Here is a 14,627-nt window from a genome sequence, read left to right as displayed (position 1 = left end):
GGAGCCCGGTGAGACCGGGGCGCCGGGTTCCCGGGAGCGCACCGCCTGATCACGCATTCCGGTTGCGCGCGCCCGCACACCACCCGTAAGAGTGGTGGCATGACGCAACCCACGGTGCCCGTCCACTGGAAGCTCGTCGTCGACGCGGCCGATCCGCACGCCCTGGCCGACTTCTGGGCGGCCGCGCTGCACTACGTCCCGGAGGACAACGGTCCGCTGGTGGAGAAGCTGCTGAGCGCGGGGGCGGTGCCCGCCGAGGCCACCCTGGAGTGGCGGGGCCGGGCAGCCTGGCGGAACCTGGCGGCGGTCCGCCACCCGCAGGACCCGTACGACGAGGAGTCCGGGACCGGCCTGGGGCGGCGGCTGCTGTTCCAGCGGGTCCCGGAGCCCAAGACGGTCAAGAACCGGCTCCACCTGGACCTCCACCCCGGCGAGGGGGCCCGCGGCGACGAGGTCGGCCGGCTGACGGCGCTGGGCGCCCGCGTGCTGCGCGAGGTCCGGGAGCCGGGCGGCGCGTGGACGGTCATGTACGACCCGGAGGGCAACGAGTTCTGCGTCCACTGAACCCGGCCGCCCCGGCCCCGGACCGGCCGGGCCTGTGGAAAACTCCGGCGGCGTCGGCGCGCCCCCCTATGGTGGAGGGAGGTCGACAGGGACGGGCGGTACAGGTGTGACCACGGCAACAACGGCATCCACGACGGACGCGGACGGGCTCGCGGCGGACGCGGGCGGCCCGGCGCTGGAGACGCTGCGCAAGGTCTTCGGCTACGAGTCGTTCCGCGGCGAGCAGCGGGCCGTGGTCGAGCACGTGGTCTCCGGCGGGGACGCCGTGGTCCTGATGCCCACCGGCGGCGGCAAGTCGCTGTGCTACCAGATCCCCGCCCTGGTCCGCCCGGGCACGGGCGTGGTGGTCTCCCCGCTGATCGCGCTGATGCAGGACCAGGTCGACGCCCTGCGCGCGGCCGGTGTGCAGGCCGGCTTCCTCAACTCCACCCAGGACCTCGACGAGCAGCGGCTGGTGGAGGCGCAGTTCCGGGCCGGTGAGCTGGATCTCCTCTACCTGGCCCCCGAGCGGCTCCGCCTGGAGTCCACCCTGAACCTGCTCTCGCGCGGCCGGGTCTCCCTCTTCGCCATCGACGAGGCGCACTGCGTGGCCCAGTGGGGCCACGACTTCCGCCCCGACTATCTGGCCCTGTCGGTGCTGGGTGAACGCTGGCCGGACGTGCCGCGGATCGCCCTGACCGCGACGGCCACCCGCGCCACCCACCAGGAGATCACCCGCCGCCTCGGCCTGGACTCGGCGCGGCACTTCGTCGCCGGCTTCGACCGCCCCAACATCCAGTACCGGATCGTGCCCAAGGCGGAGCCGAAGAAGCAGCTGCTGGCCTTCCTGCGCGAGGAGCACCGGGGCGACGCCGGGATCGTCTACTGCCTCTCCCGGAACTCCGTGGAGAAGACCGCCGAGTTCCTCCGCGCCAACGGCGTCGAGGCGGTGCCGTACCACGCGGGCCTCGACGCGGCCACCCGCGCCGCCCACCAGTCCCGGTTCCTGCGCGAGGAGGGCCTGGTGGTCGTCGCCACCATCGCCTTCGGCATGGGGATCGACAAGCCGGACGTGCGGTTCGTGGCCCATCTGGACCTGCCGAAGTCGGTGGAGGGCTACTACCAGGAGACCGGCCGCGCGGGGCGCGACGGGCTGCCGTCGACGGCGTGGATGACGTACGGGCTCAACGATGTCGTCCAGCTGCGGAAGATGATCCTCTCGGGCGAGGGCGACGAGGCCTTCCGCCGGCGCGCCCAGGCCCATCTGGACGCGATGCTGGCCCTCTGCGAGACCGTCCGGTGCCGCCGGGGCCAGCTGCTGGCCTACTTCGGCCAGGAGGCGGCCGAGGAGGCGTGCGGCAACTGCGACACCTGCCTCACCCCGCCGGAGACCTGGGACGCCACCGTAGCCGCGCAGAAGGTGCTCTCCACGGTGGTCCGGCTCGACCGGGAGCGGCGGCAGAAGTTCGGCGCGACCCAGATCATCGACATCCTGCTCGGCAAGCGCACGGCCAAGGTGATCCAGTTCGACCACGACCAGCTGTCCGTGTTCGGCATCGGCGAGGACCTCGCCGAGGGCGAGTGGCGCGGTGTGGTCCGGCAGCTGCTGGCACAGGGCCTGCTCTCCGTGGAGGGCGAGTACGGCACGCTGGTGCTGACCGAGGGCAGCGCCGCCGTGCTGCGCGGCGAGCGTCCGGTGCCGATGCGCAAGGAGCCCAGGAAGGCGCCCTCCGCCCGCGGCGAGCGCAAGGCGAAGGCCGCCGCGGCCGTGGCCGAGCTGCCCGAGGAGCTCCAGCCGGTCTTCGAGGCGCTGCGCGCCTGGCGCGGGGAGCGCGCCCGGGAGCAGGGCGTCCCCGCCTACGTGATCTTCCACGACGCGACCCTGCGGGAGATCGCCGCGGCCCGCCCCACCTCGGTGGACGAGCTGCGCGGGATCAGCGGCATCGGCGAGAAGAAGCTGGCCACGCACGGCGAGAGCGTCGTCGGACTCCTGGCGTCGCTCGACGACGCCTGAGCGCGGGGCACCGCGTCGACGAGGTGAGCGCGGGTGCACGCCGCGGTGCCTGAACACGGGGGCGCCTCTCCGGGCACTCCGAGCACGCCGAGCACGGGGGCATGCCCACCACTCCCGGGCGCGGGAGCAGCCCCTCGGTGCCTGAGCACGGGCAGACCGCGACGCACGAGCACCGGGCCCACGTCGGTGCCGGTGCACGGGGCTGCGTCTCCGGACGCCCCAGCACGTCGGGGCCTCTCCGGCGCCTGAGCACCGGCTACGGCCCCCGGCGGCCGGGGGGAATCACCCCGGATCGCGCTCACATGAGACGATCAGCGCCCTATTGCACACATCCGGTCGGCGTGTCAACCCGTCACAGGGGCGCTCCGGATCGTCCGTATTCTCTGATCATGCCCGCACCCGCCGCCTATGCGCCCCCTTCCCGTGCGCTCCCCGCGTACGCCCTCATCGCCACGGACCTGGACGGCACGCTCCTGCGTGACGACGACACCGTCTCCCCCCGCACCCGCGCGGCACTGGGAGGCGCCGCCCGGGCGGGTGCCCGGCATCTGGTGGTGACGGGGCGCCCCGCGCCGCGGGTACGCGACCTGCTCGCCGGGATCGGCGGCGGTTTCGCGGTGTGCGGGCAGGGCGCGCAGCTCTACGACGCGGACCGGGACCGTCTGGTGTGGTCGATGACGCTGGACCGCGAGCTGGCGGAGACCGCCATCGGCAAGATCGAGGCCGAGGTGGGCCAGGTGTACGCGGCCGTCGACCAGGACGGCGCCAACGGGCTCACCCTGATCGAGCCCGGCTACCGGATGGCCCGCCCCACCCTCCCCGCCGTGCGGGTGGACCGCCGGGACGCCCTGTGGGAGCGGCCGATCACCAAGGTGCTGCTCTGCCACCCCGAGCTGACCGACGACGAGCTGACGGCGGTGGCCGCCGCGGCCGTCGGGTCGCTGGCGACGGTGACGATGTCGGGGCCGGGCACCGTGGAGCTGCAGCCGCACGGCATCACCAAGGCGACCGGCCTGGCCATGGCGGCGTCCCGGCTCGGCCTCGGCCCCGAGGACGCCATCGCCTTCGGCGACATGCCGAACGACGTGCCCATGTTCCGCTGGGCGGCCCGCGGGGTGGCCATGGCCAACGCCCACCCCGAGCTGAAGGCGGTCGCCGACGAGGTCACCACGACGAACGAGGACGACGGCGTGGCCGTCGTCCTCGAGCGCCTGTTCCCCTGAGGGAGCCGGTCAGTACGCGCTGTTCACGTTGTCGATCGAGCCGTAGCGGTCGGCAGCGTAGTTGCACGCGGCGGCGATGTTGGCGACCGGGTCGAACGGCGAGGACCCGGTGCCCTCCACGTGGTACTCGTCGAAGGTGGGGTCGATCACCTGGAGCAGGCCCTTGGACGGGATGCCGTTGACGGCGTTGATGTCCCAGTCGTTGATGGCCAGCGGGTTGCCCGAGGACTCGCGCATCACATTGCGGTGGATGCCCTCGTAGGTGCCCGGGATGTCGTGCTTCTCCATGACGTCCAGGGCCTCGTTGATCCACGCGTCCAGGTTCTCCGGCGTCGCGGCGAGCTGGGTGACCTTGTTGCCGGCGGCGGCCGCGGTGTCCTTGGCGGCGGCCGGGGCGTCCTTGGCCGCGGCCGCGGTGTCCTTGGCGGCGGCCGGGGTCTCGGCGGCCCAGGCGCCGGTCGCGCCCGCGATCGGGGCGGCGACGACGGCCGCGGCGACGGCAAGGACGGACGCGGTACGGGTGAAGCGGGTCATGGTTGATCCTTTCCGGCGCCTGCGAGGTGAGCTGTCGGGTTCGGGCCAGAAAGGCTGCCCGGCCCGTCGCCCTGGTCGGGCGACAGGCTTCACCCCGAGCCGTCCGGAAGCGTGCTCCGGGCCGGCGGCGTACCTGGGTCCCCCGCTCCTGCCGTCATGGAATGGGTGTGTGGTGACCGGACGGCGGCAGGACTCGGCGTTCCACCCGGCTGGCCCGAAACGTACGTGAGAGCGGATGTCCGAAACAAGTACGAAAGTCACTGGATCACGCTGGTTGATCATGATTGCGGGTGATTTGCGCCCCACGAGCGCACCGCCATCGACCCTCAACTTCTCCCGATAGAGGGCGAGTTCGCCGTATCCACCCCCGCACGTCCGCGCTCCGCCCCTGTGGCTCACTTCACGGATCGGTCGATGCCCACCCAAAGGGATGGAATGTGCACCAGCTCACTCAACCCACCGAAACCGGACAGGGCATCTCCCGGCCATCTGGCGGGTGGGGGCTGTCGGTGATCGAAACCTGACCGGATACGCTGAGTGGGGTGATGGCAATGACCTATCGACAAACCGTGTAACCGTCAGCACACACCAGCAGACAGGAGACCCCTCGTGACCGTGGTCGGGCCGTTCGGGCTGAGGGTTCGGGACCAGGCGCTGGAGGCCGCCGTCCAGGCGGGCATGGCGGCCGTCGAGGAAGGTCTGCTCGAAGCCACCAAGAGCGAGGTCCCGTTCATCACGGAGGCCGCGCAGCACCTCGTGAAGGCCGGCGGCAAGCGGTTCCGCCCGCTGCTCGTCACGCTCGCCGCACAGTTCGGTGACCCTGAGGCGCCGGGGATCGTCCCGTCGGCGGTGGTCGTCGAGCTCACCCACCTCGCCACGCTGTACCACGACGACGTGATGGACGAGGCCGAGGTGCGCCGCGGCGTGCCCAGCGCCAACAGCCGCTGGGGCAACTCGGTGGCCGTCCTCACCGGCGACTTCCTCTTCGCCCGCGCCTCGCACATCCTGGCCGACCTCGGCCCGGAGGCGGTGCGGGTGCAGGCCGAGGCGTTCGAGCGGCTGGTCACGGGCCAGATCCTGGAGACCGCCGGCCCCTCCGACGGGCGCTCCCCCATCGACCACTACCTCGACGTGCTGGCCGGCAAGACCGGCTCGCTGGTGGCCGTCGCCTGCCGGTTCGGCGCGATGATGTCCGGCGCCGACGACCAGGTCGTGGACGTGCTCACGCAGTACGGCGAGCGGCTCGGCGTGGCCTTCCAGCTCGCCGACGACGTCCTGGACATCGCCTCCGACTCCTCCGACTCCGGCAAGACCCCCGGGACCGACCTGCGCGAGGGCATCGCCACGCTGCCCGTGCTGCGCCTGCGCGAGCGGGTGGAGCGGCTGGGGCGGGCGGAGGACGCCGAGCTGTGCGAGCTGCTCGACTCCGACCTGACGGACGAGGCGCGCCTCGCCGAGGCGGTGGCCCGGCTGCGGGCCCACCCCGCCCTGGAGGACGCCCGGGCGGACACCGTCCGCTACGCCCAGGAGGCCCGGTCTGCGCTCACTCCGCTGCCGGAGTGCGAGGCCAAGACCGCCCTCGTGCACCTGTGCGACGCCGTGGTGCACCGCGCGGGCTGACCCGCCACCGCCGCGGCCGCCGCGCGACCCGCGTACGCCGAAGGCCCGGCCCCCGAGGGGGCCGGGCCTTCGGCGTACGTGCGGGAACCCGCCGGTGCGGGCCCGGTCAGCGGACGAACACGCCCGCCGAGTTCGCCAGGTCCAGGAAGTACTGCGGGGCCACACCCAGCACCACCGTCACCGCGGCACCCACCGCGATCGCGGTGGTCGTCAGCGGCGACGGCACCGCCACCGTGGGCCCCTCCGGCTTGGGCTCGCTGAAGAACATCAGGACGATCACCCGGATGTAGAAGAACGCCGCGACCGCCGAGGACAGCACGCCGACCACCACCAGCGGTGCCGCGCCGCCCTCCGCCGCCGCCTTGAAGACGGCGAACTTGCCCGCGAACCCGGAGGTCAGCGGAATGCCCGCGAAGGCCAGCAGGAAGACCGCGAACACCGCCGCCACCAGCGGCGAACGCCGCCCGAGACCCGCCCACTTGGACAGGTGGGTGGCCTCGCCGCCCGCGTCGCGCACCAGCGTCACCACGGCGAACGCGCCCACCGTGACGAAGGAGTAGGCGGCCAGGTAGAAGAGGACCGAGGAGATCCCCTCCCGCCGCGTCGCGATCACACCGGCCAGGATGAACCCGGCGTGCGCGATCGACGAGTAGGCCAGCAGCCGCTTGATGTCGGTCTGGGTGATGGCGACGATCGCGCCGATCACCATGGTGACCGCGGCCACCGCCCACATCACCGGCCGCCAGTCCCAGCGCAGCCCCGGCAGCACCACGTACAGCAGCCGCAGCAGCGCGCCGAAGGCCGCCACCTTGGTGGCCGACGCCATGAAACCGGTGACCGGGGTGGGCGCGCCCTGGTAGACGTCCGGCGTCCACATGTGGAACGGCACCGCGCCCACCTTGAAGAGCAGGCCCATCGTCACCAGCGCCGCCCCGATGAGCAGCAGCACGTCGTTGCCCATCGTCCCGGCGAGCGCCGGGCTGACCTCCTGCACCGTGCCCTCGACGACCTGCGCGATCCGGCCGTAGTTGACCGAGCCGGCGTAGCCGTAGAGCAGCGCGATGCCGAACAGGGTGAACGCCGAGGCGAAGGCGCCCAGCAGGAAGTACTTGACCGCGGCCTCCTGCGACAGCAGCCGCTTGCGGCGGGCCAGCGCGCACAGCAGGTACAGCGGGAGGGAGAAGACCTCCAGCGCGATGAACAGGGTCAGCAGGTCGTTGGCGGCCGGGAAGACCATCATGCCGCCGACCGCGAACAGCAGCAGCGGGAAGACCTCGGTGGTGGTGAAGCCGGCCTTCACGGCCGCCTTCTCGCTGTCGCTGCCGGGTACCGAGGCCGCCTGGGCGGCGAAGGAGTCCACCAGGTTGCCGTGGGTGGCCGGGTCGAGGCGGCGTTCGGCGAAGGTGAACAGGGCCACCAGGCCGACCAGCAGGATCACGCCCTGCAGGAACAGCGCGGGCCCGTCCACCGCGACCGCGCCCTCCGCGGCGACTCCCGCCCCGGTGGTGGCGTAGCCGCTGACCGCCAGCCCCACCACGGCGGCGAAGCCGGCGGCGAGCGCCACGCCGGAGACGAAGAGCTGGGCGTGGTAGCGGCCCCGGCGGGGCACGAAGGCCTCCACCAGGATGCCCAGCACCGCGGCGCCGATCACGATCAGCACGGGCGAGAGCTGCGCGTACTCGATCGTCGGGGCCTGGATCCTGGCGATCGGCTCGGCCGCCGGTGCGGCCAGATCTGTCCACAGGCCGTGGACGGCTGATGCGCTCACTTGGCCGCCTCCACCTCGGGCTCGGGGTCGTGCTCCTGCACGTCGGACATGGTGTGCCGGACCGCCGGGTTGACGAGGTCCGTGAGGGGCTTCGGGTAGACGCCCAGGAAGATCAGCAGGGCGATCAGCGGTGCCACCACCGCGAGTTCACGCACCCGCAGGTCGGGCAGCTTGACCAGCTCCGGCTTGACCGGGCCGGTCATGGTGCGCTGGTAGAGCACCAGCGTGTAGAGCGCGGCCAGCACGATGCCGAACGTGGCGATGATGCCGACCACCGGGTAGCGGGCGAAGGCGCCCACCAGCACCAGGAACTCGCTGACGAACGGGGCGAGGCCGGGCAGCGACAGGGTGGCCAGACCGCCGATCAGGAAGGTGCCGGCCAGCACCGGGGCCACCTTCTGCACCCCGCCGTAGTCGGCGATCAGACGCGAGCCGCGGCGGGAGATCAGGAAGCCGGCCACCAGCATCAGCGCCGCCGTCGAGATCCCGTGGTTGACCATGTACAGCGTGGCGCCGGACTGGCCCTGGCTCGTCATCACGAAGATGCCGAGGATGATGAAGCCGAAGTGGGAGATCGAGGCGTACGCCACCAGCCGCTTGATGTCCCGCTGCCCGACCGCCAGCAGCGCGCCGTAGACGATGCTGATCAGCGCCAGCACCAGCACCACCGGGGTGGCCCACTTGCTGGCCTCCGGGAAGAGCCCGAGGCAGAAGCGGAGCATCGCGAAGGTGCCGACCTTGTCGACCACGGCCGTGATCAGCACCGCGACCGGGGCGGTGGCCTCCCCCATGGCGTTGGGCAGCCAGGTGTGCAGCGGCCACAGCGGGGCCTTGACCGCGAAGGCGAAGAAGAAGCCGAGGAAGAGCAGCCGCTCGGTGTTCGCGCCCATCTCCAGCTCGCCGCTCGCGCGGGCCGCCACGATGTCCGGGAGCGAGAAGCTGCCCGCGGCCACGTAGAGCCCGATCACCGCGGCCAGCATGATCAGACCGCCGGCCAGGTTGTAGAGCAGGAACTTGACCGCCGCGTACGACCGCTGGGTGGCGGCCGCCTCCTCGCCGCCCTGGTGGGCGCGGTCCCCGAAGCCGCCGATCAGGAAGTACATCGGGATCAGCATGGCTTCGAAGAAGATGTAGAAGAGGAAGACGTCGGTGGCCTCGAAGGAGAGGATCACCATCGCCTCGACCATCAGGATCAGCGCGAAGAAGCCCTGGGTGGGCCGCCACCGCTTGCTGCGTGTCTCCAGGGGGTCGGCGTCGTGCCAGCCGGCCAGCACGATGAACGGGATCAGCAGGGCGGTCAGCAGCATCAGCGCCACGCCGATGCCGTCCACGCCGAGCTCCCAGCGGACCCCGAAGGCCGGGATCCACTCGTAGGTCTCGGTGAGCTGGTACCGCGCACCGCCCGGTTCGAAGCGGACGGCGACCACGACGGCCAGCACCAGCGTGGCCAGCGAGACCAGCAGCGCCAGCCACTTGGCGGCCGTGCGCCGCGCCGCGGGGACGGCGGCGGTGGCGACCGCCCCGAGGGCGGGCAGCACCGCCGTCGCCGTCAGCAGGGGAAAGCTCATGTCAGACCGCCCTCATCAGCAGGGTCGCGGCGACCAGGACCGCCGTACCGCCGAACATCGAGACCGCGTAGGAGCGCGCGAAGCCGTTCTGCAGCCGGCGCATCCGGGAGGAGAGCCCGCCCACCCCCGCCGCGGTGCCGTTGACCACTCCGTCGACCAGCGTGTGGTCGACGTACACCAGGGAGCGGGTCAGGTGCTCGCCGCCGCGGACCAGGACCACGTGGTTGAAGTCGTCCTGGTACAGGTCGCGGCGGGCCGCCCGGGTGAGCAGCGAGCCGCGCGGGGCGACCACCGGCACCGGACGGCGGCCGTAGTGGAGCCAGGCCAGCCCGACGCCGATCACCATCACGGTGACGGTGGCGGCGGTGACGGTCAGCGCGCTGACCGGCGGGTGGCCGTGCTCGAAGGAGGTCACCGGCTCCAGCCAGTGCACGAACCGCTCACCGATGCCGAAGAACGCTCCGGCGAAGACCGAGCCGAAGGCCAGCACGATCATCGGTACGGTCATCACCTTCGGCGACTCGTGCGGGTGCGGCACCCCGCCGTGGCCGGCGGCCGGCTCCACGTCGGGAGCGTCCGGCGAGGCCGCCGGAAGGTTGCGCCAGCGCTCCTCGCCGAAGAAGGTCATCAGCATCACCCGCGTCATGTAGTACGCGGTGATCCCGGCGCCCACCAGGGTCACCGTGCCGAGGATCCAGCCCTGGACGCCGCCCTTGGCGAAGGCCGCCTCGATGATCAGGTCCTTGGAGAAGAACCCGGACAGGCCCGGGAAGCCGATGATCGCCAGGTAGCCGAGGCCGAAGGTCACGAAGGTGACCGGCATGTACTTGCGCAGGCCGCCGTACTTGCGCATGTCGACCTCGTCGTTCATGCCGTGCATCACGGAGCCCGCGCCGAGGAACAGCCCGGCCTTGAAGAAGCCGTGCGTCACCAGGTGCATGATGGCCACCGCGTAGCCGATCGGGCCGAGGCCCGCGGCCAGCACCATGTAGCCGATCTGCGACATCGTCGAGCCGGCCAGCGCCTTCTTGATGTCGTCCTTGGCGCAACCGACGATCGCACCGAAGATCAGCGTGACCGCGCCCACGACGGTGACCACCAGCTGCGCGTCGGGCGCCGCGTCGAAGATCGCGCCGGAGCGGACGATCAGGTAGACGCCCGCGGTGACCATGGTCGCCGCGTGGATCAGGGCCGAGACCGGGGTCGGGCCCTCCATCGCGTCACCCAGCCAGGACTGGAGCGGCACCTGGGCGGACTTGCCGCAGGCGGCCAGCAGCAGCATCAGCGCGATCGCGGTGAGCGTGCCCTCGCCCGCCGCCCCCACCGAGTCCAGAACCGGCGTGAAGGCGAACGTGCCGAAGGTGGTGAACATCAGCATGATCGCGATCGACAGGCCCATGTCGCCGACCCGGTTGACCAGGAAGGCCTTCTTGGCGGCCGTGGCCGCGCTGGGCTTGTGCTGCCAGAAGCCGATGAGCAGGTAGGAGGCGAGACCCACGCCCTCCCAGCCGAGGTACAGCAGCAGGTAGTTGTCGGCGAGCACCAGGATCAGCATCGCCGCGAGGAACAGGTTGAGGTAGCCGAAGAACCGGCGGCGGCGCTCGTCGTGCTCCATGTACCCGATCGAGTACACGTGGATGAGCGAGCCCACACCGGTGATCAGCAGGACGAAGGTGATGGACAGCTGGTCCAGCCGGAACGCCACGTCCGCCTGGAAGCCCTCCACGGGGATCCAGCTGTACAGGTGCTGGACCAGGGTGCGGTCCTCGGCGCCCCGGCCCAGCAGGCCGGCGAAGAGGACGGCGCCGAGGCCGAAGGAGACGAAGGCCAGCGCGGTGCCGATCCAGTGGCCCGCCTTGTCCAGTCTCCGGCCGCCGCACAGCAGGACGGCCGCTCCGAGCAGAGGCGCCGCGATCAGCAGCGCGATCATGTTCTCCACGTCTGCGACCCCTTAGAGCTTCATCAGTCGAGCGTCGTCGACCGAGGCCGAGTGGCGGGTACGGAAGAGCGACACGATGATCGCGAGACCGACCACGACCTCCGCGGCGGCGACGACCATCGTGAAGAAGGCGATGATCTGGCCGTCGAGGTTGCCGTGCATCCGCGAGAAGGCGATCAGTGAGAGGTTGCAGGCGTTGAGCATCAGCTCGATGCACATGAACACCACGATGGCGTTCCGCCTGACCAGCACACCGGTGGCTCCGATGGTGAAGAGCAGAGCCGCGAGATAGAGGTAGTTGACCGGGTTCACTGCTGGGCCTCCTCCGCCCGCGTCAGCTCCGTGGACCCGCCGGGCCGTGGCTGCCGGTCCAGGGGCTTGCGCTCCAGCCGCTCCGCGGACCGCTGCTCCAGCGCCCGCAGGTCCGCGATGGCCTCGGTGGACACGTCACGGATCTGGCCGCGCTCGCGCAGGGTGGCGCTGACGGTCAGCTCGGACGGGGTGCCGTCGGGCAGCAGGCCCGCGATGTCCACCGCGTTGTGCCGGGCGTAGACGCCGGGCGCGGGCAGCGGCGGGATGTACTCGCCCTTGCGGATGCGCTCCTCGGCCAGTTCCCTCTGGGTCTTGGCCCGCTCGGTGCGCTCCCGGTGGGTGAGCACCATGGCGCCGACCGCCGCCGTGATCAGCAGCGCGCCGGTGATCTCGAAGGCGAAGACGTACTTGCCGAACAGCAGGGCCGCCAGGCCCTGGATGTTGCCGCCGGAGTTGGCGGCGGCCAGGCCCTCGAACTCGGTGAGCGTCGCGTTGCCGATCCCGCCGACCAGCAGCGCGCCGAAGCCGAGACCGCAGAGCAGGGCGAGCCAGCGCTGGCCCCGGATGGTCTCCTTCAGCGAGTCCGCCGCCGTGACGCCGACCAGCATGACCACGAACAGGAAGAGCATCATGATCGCGCCGGTGTAGACGACGATCTGCACGATGCCCAGGAAGTAGGCCCCGTTGGCCAGGTAGAACACGGCGAGAACGATCATCGTGCCGGCCAGGCAGAGGGCGCTGTGCACCGCCTTTTTCATGAAGACCGTGCACAGGGCGCCGATCACCGCGATCGTGCCGAGGATCCAGAACTGGACGGCCTCGCCGGTGGAGGTGGAGTACGCGGCGAGCGCGTTCATGCCCCCACCTCCTGCTGCGCGGTGGGCTGCGTGTCCGCGTCCTGCGTGGCGGCCGCCGCGTCCTCGGCGCTCTCGCCCTGGGACACCGCGACCTGCCGGACCGTGCCGGGGGCGGCCTCGGTGACCAGGCCCCGGTAGTAGTCCTGCTCGTCGGTGCCCGGGAAGATGGCGTGCGGCGAGTCGACCATGCCCTCCTCCAGCCCGGCCAGCAGCTGTTCCTTGGTGTAGATCAGGTTCTGCCGGGACAGGTCGGCGAGCTCGAAGTCGTTGGTCATGGTCAGCGCCCGCGTCGGGCACGCCTCGATGCACAGACCGCAGAGGATGCAGCGCGCGTAGTTGATCTGGTAGACGCGGCCGTACCGCTCACCGGGCGAGTAGCGCTCCTCGTCGGTGTTGTCCGCGCCTTCCACGTAGATCGCGTCGGCGGGACAGGCCCAGGCGCACAGCTCGCAGCCGACGCACTTCTCCAGGCCGTCCGGATGGCGGTTGAGCTGGTGCCGTCCGTGGAACCGCGGGGCCGTGGTCTTCTTCTGCTCCGGGTACTGCTCGGTCAGCCGCTTCTTGAACATGGCCTTGAAGGTCACGCCGAAGCCGGCCACCGGATTCATGAACCCCGGCCTGGTGTCAGCCGCGTCGTTCGTCGCCGCGGCCTTCTGCACCTCGGCCTTGTGTTCCTCAGCCATCGGACGCCTCCTTTCCATCCAGAGATCCGTCACGAGGTCCGTCACTGAGAGTGTCCGCACCGCCGCTGGTGACCAGCTCCCGCTCGGTGCGCGAGCGGCGGCGGGGCACCGGCGGCAGCTGCTGCCCCGGCAGCGGGGGCACCGGGAAGCCGCCGGCCATCGGGTCGAAGGCGGCCGGCTCCGCGGCGGACCCGTCCTTCGGCCCGCGGCGGTCGCGCAGCGTGTCGACGGCCAGCGAGGCCAGCAGCACGGCGAGGATCGCCCCGCCCACGTAGAGGGCGATGTCGGTGAACCCGTAGCCCTCGTTGCGCAGCGCCCGCATGGTGGCCACGACCATCAGCCAGACCACCGAGACCGGGATGAGGACCTTCCAGCCCAGCTTCATCAGCTGGTCGTAGCGGACGCGGGGCAGCGAGCCGCGCAGCCAGATGAAGAGGAAGAGCAGCAGCTGCACCTTGAGGACGAACCAGAGCATCGGCCACCAGCCGTGGTTCGCGCCCTCCCAGAAGGTGCTGATCGGGTACGGGGCCCGCCAGCCGCCCAGGAAGAGCGTGGTGGCGACCGCCGAGACCGTCACCATGTTCACGTACTCGGCGAGCATGAACATCGCGAACTTGATGGACGAGTACTCGGTGTTGAAGCCGCCGACCAGGTCGCCCTCGGACTCCGGCATGTCGAACGGCGCCCGGTTGGTCTCGCCGACCATGGTCACGATGTAGAGGACGAAGGAGACCGGCAGCAGCACGATGAACCAGCGGTTCTCCTGCTGCGCGACGATCTCGGACGTCGACATCGACCCGGAGTAGAGGAACACCGAGGCGAAGGCGGCGCCCATGGCGATCTCGTAGGAGATCATCTGGGCGCAGGAGCGCAGGCCGCCGAGGAGCGGGTAGGTCGAGCCGGAGCTCCACCCGGCCAGCACGATGCCGTAGATGCCGACGGAGGCGACCGCCAGGATGTAGAGCATCGCGATCGGCAGGTCGGTCAGCTGCATGGTGGTGCGCTGGCCGAAGATGGAGACCTCGTTGCCCGGCGGGCCGAACGGGATCACCGCGATGGCCATGAAGGCGGGGATCGCGGCGACGATCGGCGCCAGGACGTACACCACCTTGTCGGCCCGGCGGACGATCACGTCCTCCTTGAGCATCAGCTTCACGCCGTCGGCCAGCGACTGGAGCAGTCCCCAGGGGCCGTGGCGGTTGGGGCCGACGCGCAGCTGCATCCAGGCGACGACTTTGCGCTCCCAGACGATGGCGAACAGCACCGTCACCATCAGGAACGCGAAGCAGAAGACGGCCTTGACGACGACCAGCCACCAGGGGTCCTGGCCGAACATCGAGAGGTCCTCCGCGGCCAGGCGCGTCAGGTTCGGGTTCACGCTTCGGCCTCCTCGGCGGTACCGGGGGCCTCGGCGGCGAGGGTCGCCGGGCCGACGCGGACCAGGGCGCCGGGCAGCGCACCGGTGTCGGAGGCGACGCCGCCCCCGGTGGAGTTGAGCGGCAGCCAGACCACCCGGTCCGGCATCGCGGTGACCGTCAGCGGCAGCTCGACGCTGCCGGCCGGACC

12 protein-coding genes, 1 pseudogene and 1 riboswitch are annotated in these 14,627 nt (G+C 71.2%); of the genes and pseudogenes, 4 read left to right on the top strand and 9 right to left on the bottom strand.

What is annotated here, in order from left to right; all coding sequences use genetic code 11:
• Positions 1-99 precede the first annotated feature (99 nt).
• From HW445_RS05735 to HW445_RS05725, 3 genes are all read left to right on the top strand, one after another.
• Positions 100-564 (top strand): VOC family protein, encoded by a 465-nt coding sequence (locus tag HW445_RS05735; protein ID WP_180219940.1) that lies wholly within the window; start codon positions 100-102, stop codon positions 562-564.
• Positions 565-670: 106 nt separating this feature from the next.
• Entirely contained in the window at positions 671-2,557 is a 1,887-nt protein-coding gene (recQ, locus tag HW445_RS05730) for a DNA helicase RecQ (RefSeq protein WP_180219939.1), read from the top strand.
• A gap of 389 nt (positions 2,558-2,946) precedes the next feature.
• A complete protein-coding gene (locus HW445_RS05725; RefSeq protein WP_180219938.1) occupies positions 2,947-3,780 on the top strand; it encodes an HAD family hydrolase in 834 nt (277 codons plus the stop codon).
• 9 nt (positions 3,781-3,789) lie between these two features.
• Here the strand turns inward: HW445_RS05725 and HW445_RS34360 are convergent, their stop codons facing one another.
• Entirely contained in the window at positions 3,790-4,314 is a 525-nt protein-coding gene (locus HW445_RS34360) for a transglycosylase SLT domain-containing protein (RefSeq protein WP_180219937.1), read from the bottom strand.
• A 3-nt stretch (positions 4,315-4,317) separates the two neighbouring features.
• Positions 4,318-4,492: riboswitch (cyclic di-AMP (ydaO/yuaA leader) on the bottom strand.
• Between the two features lie 431 nt (positions 4,493-4,923).
• Between HW445_RS34360 and HW445_RS05715 the strand changes: the two genes are divergently transcribed.
• On the top strand, positions 4,924-5,934 hold the full coding sequence (locus tag HW445_RS05715; protein WP_180219936.1) for a polyprenyl synthetase family protein: 1,011 nt from the start codon (positions 4,924-4,926) through the stop codon (positions 5,932-5,934).
• A gap of 106 nt (positions 5,935-6,040) precedes the next feature.
• Here the strand turns inward: HW445_RS05715 and nuoN are convergent, their stop codons facing one another.
• The 8 genes and pseudogenes from nuoN to HW445_RS05675 form a co-directional block, all read right to left on the bottom strand.
• A complete protein-coding gene (gene nuoN / locus HW445_RS05710; RefSeq protein WP_180219935.1) occupies positions 6,041-7,702 on the bottom strand; it encodes an NADH-quinone oxidoreductase subunit NuoN in 1,662 nt (553 codons plus the stop codon).
• Positions 7,699-9,270, bottom strand: a complete 1,572-nt coding sequence (locus tag HW445_RS05705; RefSeq protein ID WP_151771826.1) for an NADH-quinone oxidoreductase subunit M — start codon at positions 9,268-9,270, stop codon at positions 7,699-7,701. The genes nuoN and HW445_RS05705 overlap by 4 nt, the downstream gene beginning before the upstream one ends.
• Position 9,271: 1 nt before the next feature.
• Positions 9,272-11,209, bottom strand: coding sequence for an NADH-quinone oxidoreductase subunit L (gene nuoL, locus HW445_RS05700; RefSeq protein WP_180219934.1), 1,938 nt, complete (start codon positions 11,207-11,209; stop codon positions 9,272-9,274).
• Positions 11,210-11,221: 12 nt separating this feature from the next.
• Positions 11,222-11,521, bottom strand: a complete 300-nt coding sequence (gene nuoK / locus HW445_RS05695; RefSeq protein WP_108954875.1) for an NADH-quinone oxidoreductase subunit NuoK — start codon at positions 11,519-11,521, stop codon at positions 11,222-11,224.
• Positions 11,518-12,378 (bottom strand): NADH-quinone oxidoreductase subunit J, encoded by an 861-nt coding sequence (locus HW445_RS05690; protein WP_180219933.1) that lies wholly within the window; start codon positions 12,376-12,378, stop codon positions 11,518-11,520. The genes nuoK and HW445_RS05690 overlap by 4 nt, the downstream gene beginning before the upstream one ends.
• The gene (nuoI, locus tag HW445_RS05685) at positions 12,375-12,986 is read right to left on the bottom strand and encodes an NADH-quinone oxidoreductase subunit NuoI (RefSeq protein WP_257230865.1); all 612 of its coding nucleotides are present in this window, start codon (positions 12,984-12,986) and stop codon (positions 12,375-12,377) included. Before nuoI ends, HW445_RS05690 begins: the two co-directional genes overlap by 4 nt.
• Before the next feature lie 67 nt (positions 12,987-13,053).
• Complete coding sequence (gene nuoH, locus HW445_RS05680; RefSeq protein WP_180219941.1) at positions 13,054-14,397, bottom strand: NADH-quinone oxidoreductase subunit NuoH; 1,344 nt, start codon at positions 14,395-14,397, stop codon at positions 13,054-13,056.
• 38 nt (positions 14,398-14,435) lie between these two features.
• A pseudogene (locus HW445_RS05675) lies at positions 14,436-14,627 on the bottom strand (NADH dehydrogenase subunit G); the annotation flags it as partial.

It is taken from the genome of Streptomyces sp. UH6 (assembly GCF_013421635.1).
In the GTDB taxonomy this organism is placed as follows: Bacteria; Actinomycetota; Actinomycetes; order Streptomycetales; family Streptomycetaceae; genus Streptomyces; species Streptomyces abyssomicinicus.
The sequence above is the reverse complement of the archived record's forward strand: the minus strand, read 5'-3'. Positions and strand labels throughout refer to the sequence as shown.